The following is a 3,777-nucleotide window of genomic DNA, read 5'->3' as shown; positions in this document are numbered from 1 at the left end:
GGGCAAGCGCCGCTGACCCTGCCGCATGGCAGAGGAAGCAGTGCTTGAACTTCGAGAAAGAGAAGGAAAGCAATGGAAGCCAAGGCAATTGCGCGTCATATCCGCGTAACGCCGATGAAGGCCCGGCGCGTCGTCAACCTTGTTCGTGGCAAGCAGGCGAATGAGGCTCTGGCGATCCTGAAGTTCGCCCAGCAGGCAGCTTCGGAGCCGGTCTACAAGGTGGTCGCCTCCGCGATGGCCAACGCGCGCGTCCTGGCCGACCGCGACGGTCTGCCCTTCGACGAGAGCGACCTCTACATCAGCGAGGCGTTCGTCGACGAGGGTCCGACCATGAAGCGGTTCCAGCCGCGTGCCCAGGGCCGCGCGTACCGCATCAAGAAGCGCACCAGCCACATCACTGTGGTCGTGGCGACCCCGGAGAACGAGGAGGCCCGCTAAATGGGACAGAAGGTCAACCCGCACGGGTTCCGACTCGGCATCACCACCGACCACGTCTCGCACTGGTTTGCCGACAGCAACAAGCCGGGTCAGCGCTACAAGGACTTCGTCCGCGAGGACGTCCAGATCCGCAAGCTCATGACCAACGGCATGGAGCGCGCAGGCATCGCCCGCGTCGAGATCGAGCGCACCCGCGACCGCGTCCGCGTGGACATCCACACGGCGCGTCCGGGCATCGTGATCGGCCGCCGCGGCGCCGAGGCCGACCGCATCCGCGGCGAGCTCGAGAAGCTCACCGGCAAGCAGGTCCAGCTGAACATCCTCGAGGTCAAGAACCCCGAGATCGAGGCTCAGCTCGTGGCCCAGGGCATCGCGGAGCAGCTCTCGAGCCGCGTCGCGTTCCGCCGTGCCATGAAGAAGGCCATGCAGTCGGCGCAGCGCGCCGGTGCCAAGGGCATCCGCGTGGCCTGCTCGGGCCGTCTCGGCGGCGCCGAGATGTCCCGCTCGGAGTTCTACCGCGAGGGCCGCGTGCCGCTGCACACCCTCCGCGCGAACATCGACTACGGCTTCTACGAGGCCAAGACGACCTTCGGCCGCATCGGCGTGAAGGTCTGGATCTACAAGGGCGACGTGACGTCCAAGGAGCTGGCCGCCCAGGCTGCCGCCGCTCCGTCGGGCCGCGGCCGTGGTGACCGTCCGGGTCGCCCCGGTGGCGAGCGCCGTCGTCGTCCGTCTGGCGACCGCCAGCCGCAGGGTGCCGCTCCTGAGGCAACTGAGGCCCCGGCCGCTGAGGCTGCTCCGGCAGCGGAAGGAGGAGAGGCTTAAATGCTTATTCCCCGTCGTGTGAAGCACCGCAAGCAGCACCACCCGGGTCGTTCCGGCGCTGCGACCGGCGGCACGAAGGTCAGCTTCGGCGAGTACGGCATCCAGGCCCTCACGCCGGCGTACGTGACCAACCGCCAGATCGAGGCGGCCCGTATCGCCATGACCCGCTACATCAAGCGTGGCGGCAAGGTCTGGATCAACATCTACCCGGACCGCCCGCTCACGAAGAAGCCCGCCGAAACCCGCATGGGTTCCGGTAAGGGTTCGCCGGAGTGGTGGATCGCCAACGTGAAGCCGGGCCGGGTTCTCTTCGAGCTCGCCGGTGTGAACGAAGAAGTGGCGCGTGAGGCTCTTCGCCTTGCGATGCACAAGCTCCCGTTGAAGGCGCGCATCGTGCGTCGCGAAGGTGGTGAATGAGAATGGCAGTCGGTTCGAAGGACCTGACCGCTGAGAAGCTCGACCAGCTGGACAGCGAGCGCCTCCTCGAGGAGCTCAAGAAGGCGAAGGAAGAGCTGTTCAACCTCCGCTTCCAGTCGGCAACGGGCCAGCTTGAGAACCACGGCCGGCTTCGGTCCGTGAAGAAGGACATCGCCCGTATCTACACGGTCCTCCGTGAGCGCGAGCTCGGCATCCGTGTCGAGCCCGTCGCTGCTGTCGCGGAGACGAAGGACGCCAAGAAGTCCAAGAAGGCCGCCAAGGCTGAGTCGGAGGCCCCCGAGGCGCCGGCTGAGACCGAGGAGGACGCCAAGTGAGCGAGCAGGAGAACAACGTGACGGAGAACGCCGCCGCGGCTGCCGAGAAGCGCGGCCACCGGAAGACGGCCCGTGGCTACGTCGTGTCCGACAAGATGGACAAGACGATCGTCGTCGAGGTCGAGGACCGCGTGAAGCACTCGCTCTACGGCAAGGTCATCCGCCGCACCGAGAAGCGCAAGGCTCACGACGAGAACAACACCGCCGGCATCGGCGACCTCGTTCTCATCGCCGAGACCCGCCCGCTGTCCGCCACCAAGCGGTGGCGCCTTGTGGAGATCCTCGAGAAGGCCAATTAGGCCTTCCGGGTTCCTCCCCGATTCGAAAGCGGCCCGTCCCTCGCCAGTGAGGGGCGGGCCGCTTCGGCGTTTCGGGTGCACCAACTCTCTTCCTCCGCCGTTTCGGGTACGGCAACTGACGGCCCAGGGTCCGTTCGCGCACCCGAGTTGCTGGTGGGGCAGAGTTGGCGTACCCGAAACGGAGGGGAGGAGGACGACGGCGGAACCCCCGATGTCAAGAGGGTTCGCCTTTCGTGCTACGATATTGAGCTTGTACGGCTGCATTCGGCGTGCCCTCCCGAGGGGGCGTCAGGCAGGCGTGCAGTACCTCGTGAACAATCGTGCCACCGCATAATGCCCTTCTGCGCGCCCGCGCGCGGGCCTTGCCGGGAAGGGGTCAATTGCCTCTGGCACGGCGGTTCAGGTCCGTTCTGGCCACATCCAGGCGGATCGAGAGACACCCCGACAATCCGTTCCGCAAGGCTCGGCGCAGCAACACCGCGATCTGAGAACCAGCGTGACGTAAGGAGTAGAAGTGATTCAGCAGGAGTCGCGGCTCAAGGTCGCCGACAACACGGGTGCGAAGGAAATCCTCACCATCCGTGTTCTCGGTGGATCCGGCCGCCGCTACGCAGGTATCGGCGACGTCATCGTCGCCACCGTCAAGGACGCGATCCCTGGCGGGAACGTCAAGAAGGGCGACGTGGTCAAGGCCGTCATCGTCCGCACCAAGAAGGAGCGCCGCCGCGCGGACGGCTCCTACATCAAGTTCGACGAGAACGCTGCAGTCATCCTCAAGAACGACGGCGACCCCCGTGGTACGCGTATCTTCGGGCCGGTCGGCCGCGAGCTGCGCGACAAGAAGTTCATGAAGATCGTCTCGCTGGCTCCGGAGGTGCTCTGACTCATGGGCGCAAAGATCAAGAAGGGCGACCTGGTCCAGGTCATCACCGGCACCAAGCAGGAAAAGGGCGGTGACAAGGGCAAGCAGGGCAAGGTCCTGAAGGTGTTCCCCGCAACGAGCCGCGTGCTCGTCGAGGGCATCAACCGCGTCACCAAGCACACCAAGGTCGGCCAGTCGCAGCGCGGCACGAAGACCGGCGGCATCGAGCAGGTCGAGGCTCCGATCCACGTCTCGAACGTGGCACTCGTTGACCCCGAGACCAAGAAGCCCACGAAGGTCGGCTTCCGCGTCGAGACCGTGGAGAAGGACGGCCGCCAGAAGACGGTGCGCATCCGCTACTCCAAGGCCACTGGGAAGGACATCTGATGACTGAGACTGTCGAGACTCCGGTCAAGATCGTGCCCCGTCTCAAGGCGAAGTACGCGGACACCATCAAGGGTGCCCTCCAGGACGAGTTCAAGTACGCCAACGTGAACCAGGTCCCGCGCCTGGTCAAGGTTGTCGTGAACATGGGCGTCGGCGACGCCGCGAAGGACTCGAAGCTGATCGAGGGCGCTGTGCGCGACCTGACCCTCATCAC

8 protein-coding genes are annotated in these 3,777 nt (G+C 65.6%); all 8 read left to right on the top strand.

Features of this window, described 5'->3' with window-relative positions:
• The first annotated feature begins 72 nt into the window (after positions 1-72).
• A complete protein-coding gene (gene rplV / locus ACTHL9_RS15470) occupies positions 73-438 on the top strand; it encodes a 50S ribosomal protein L22 (RefSeq protein WP_138414232.1) in 366 nt (121 codons plus the stop codon).
• A complete protein-coding gene (rpsC, locus tag ACTHL9_RS15465; protein WP_138414231.1) occupies positions 439-1,263 on the top strand; it encodes a 30S ribosomal protein S3 in 825 nt (274 codons plus the stop codon).
• Positions 1,264-1,680, top strand: coding sequence for a 50S ribosomal protein L16 (gene rplP, locus ACTHL9_RS15460; protein WP_440520173.1), 417 nt, complete (start codon positions 1,264-1,266; stop codon positions 1,678-1,680). It abuts the gene before it with no gap.
• A gap of 2 nt (positions 1,681-1,682) precedes the next feature.
• Positions 1,683-2,015 (top strand): 50S ribosomal protein L29, encoded by a 333-nt coding sequence (rpmC, locus tag ACTHL9_RS15455; RefSeq protein ID WP_440520174.1) that lies wholly within the window; start codon positions 1,683-1,685, stop codon positions 2,013-2,015.
• Positions 2,012-2,314, top strand: coding sequence for a 30S ribosomal protein S17 (gene rpsQ, locus ACTHL9_RS15450; protein WP_440520172.1), 303 nt, complete (start codon positions 2,012-2,014; stop codon positions 2,312-2,314). The genes rpmC and rpsQ overlap by 4 nt, the downstream gene beginning before the upstream one ends.
• Positions 2,315-2,828: 514 nt before the next feature.
• A complete protein-coding gene (gene rplN, locus ACTHL9_RS15445; RefSeq protein WP_003803789.1) occupies positions 2,829-3,197 on the top strand; it encodes a 50S ribosomal protein L14 in 369 nt (122 codons plus the stop codon).
• Between the two features lie 3 nt (positions 3,198-3,200).
• Entirely contained in the window at positions 3,201-3,563 is a 363-nt protein-coding gene (gene rplX, locus ACTHL9_RS15440; RefSeq protein ID WP_138414228.1) for a 50S ribosomal protein L24, read from the top strand.
• The coding region (gene rplE, locus ACTHL9_RS15435) for a 50S ribosomal protein L5 (protein WP_440520171.1) at positions 3,563-3,777 on the top strand (215 nt) is incomplete at its 3' end. The genes rplX and rplE, both read left to right, overlap by 1 nt.

Source organism: Sinomonas sp., from assembly GCF_051955515.1.
Taxonomy (GTDB): Bacteria; Actinomycetota; Actinomycetes; order Actinomycetales; family Micrococcaceae; genus Sinomonas.
This window is presented reverse-complemented; position numbering and strand designations above follow the sequence as displayed.

What these genes read in the sequence shown, in the direction of transcription:
- rplX (WP_138414228.1), top strand. Translation starts at nt 3,201, where the DNA reads ATGGGCGCAAAGATCAAGAAGGGCGACCTGGTCCAGGTCATCACCGGC.
- rpmC (WP_440520174.1), top strand. Translation starts at nt 1,683, where the DNA reads ATGGCAGTCGGTTCGAAGGACCTGACCGCTGAGAAGCTCGACCAGCTG.
- rpsC (WP_138414231.1), top strand. Translation starts at nt 439, where the DNA reads ATGGGACAGAAGGTCAACCCGCACGGGTTCCGACTCGGCATCACCACC.
- rplP (WP_440520173.1), top strand. Translation starts at nt 1,264, where the DNA reads ATGCTTATTCCCCGTCGTGTGAAGCACCGCAAGCAGCACCACCCGGGT.
- rplV (WP_138414232.1), top strand. Translation starts at nt 73, where the DNA reads ATGGAAGCCAAGGCAATTGCGCGTCATATCCGCGTAACGCCGATGAAG.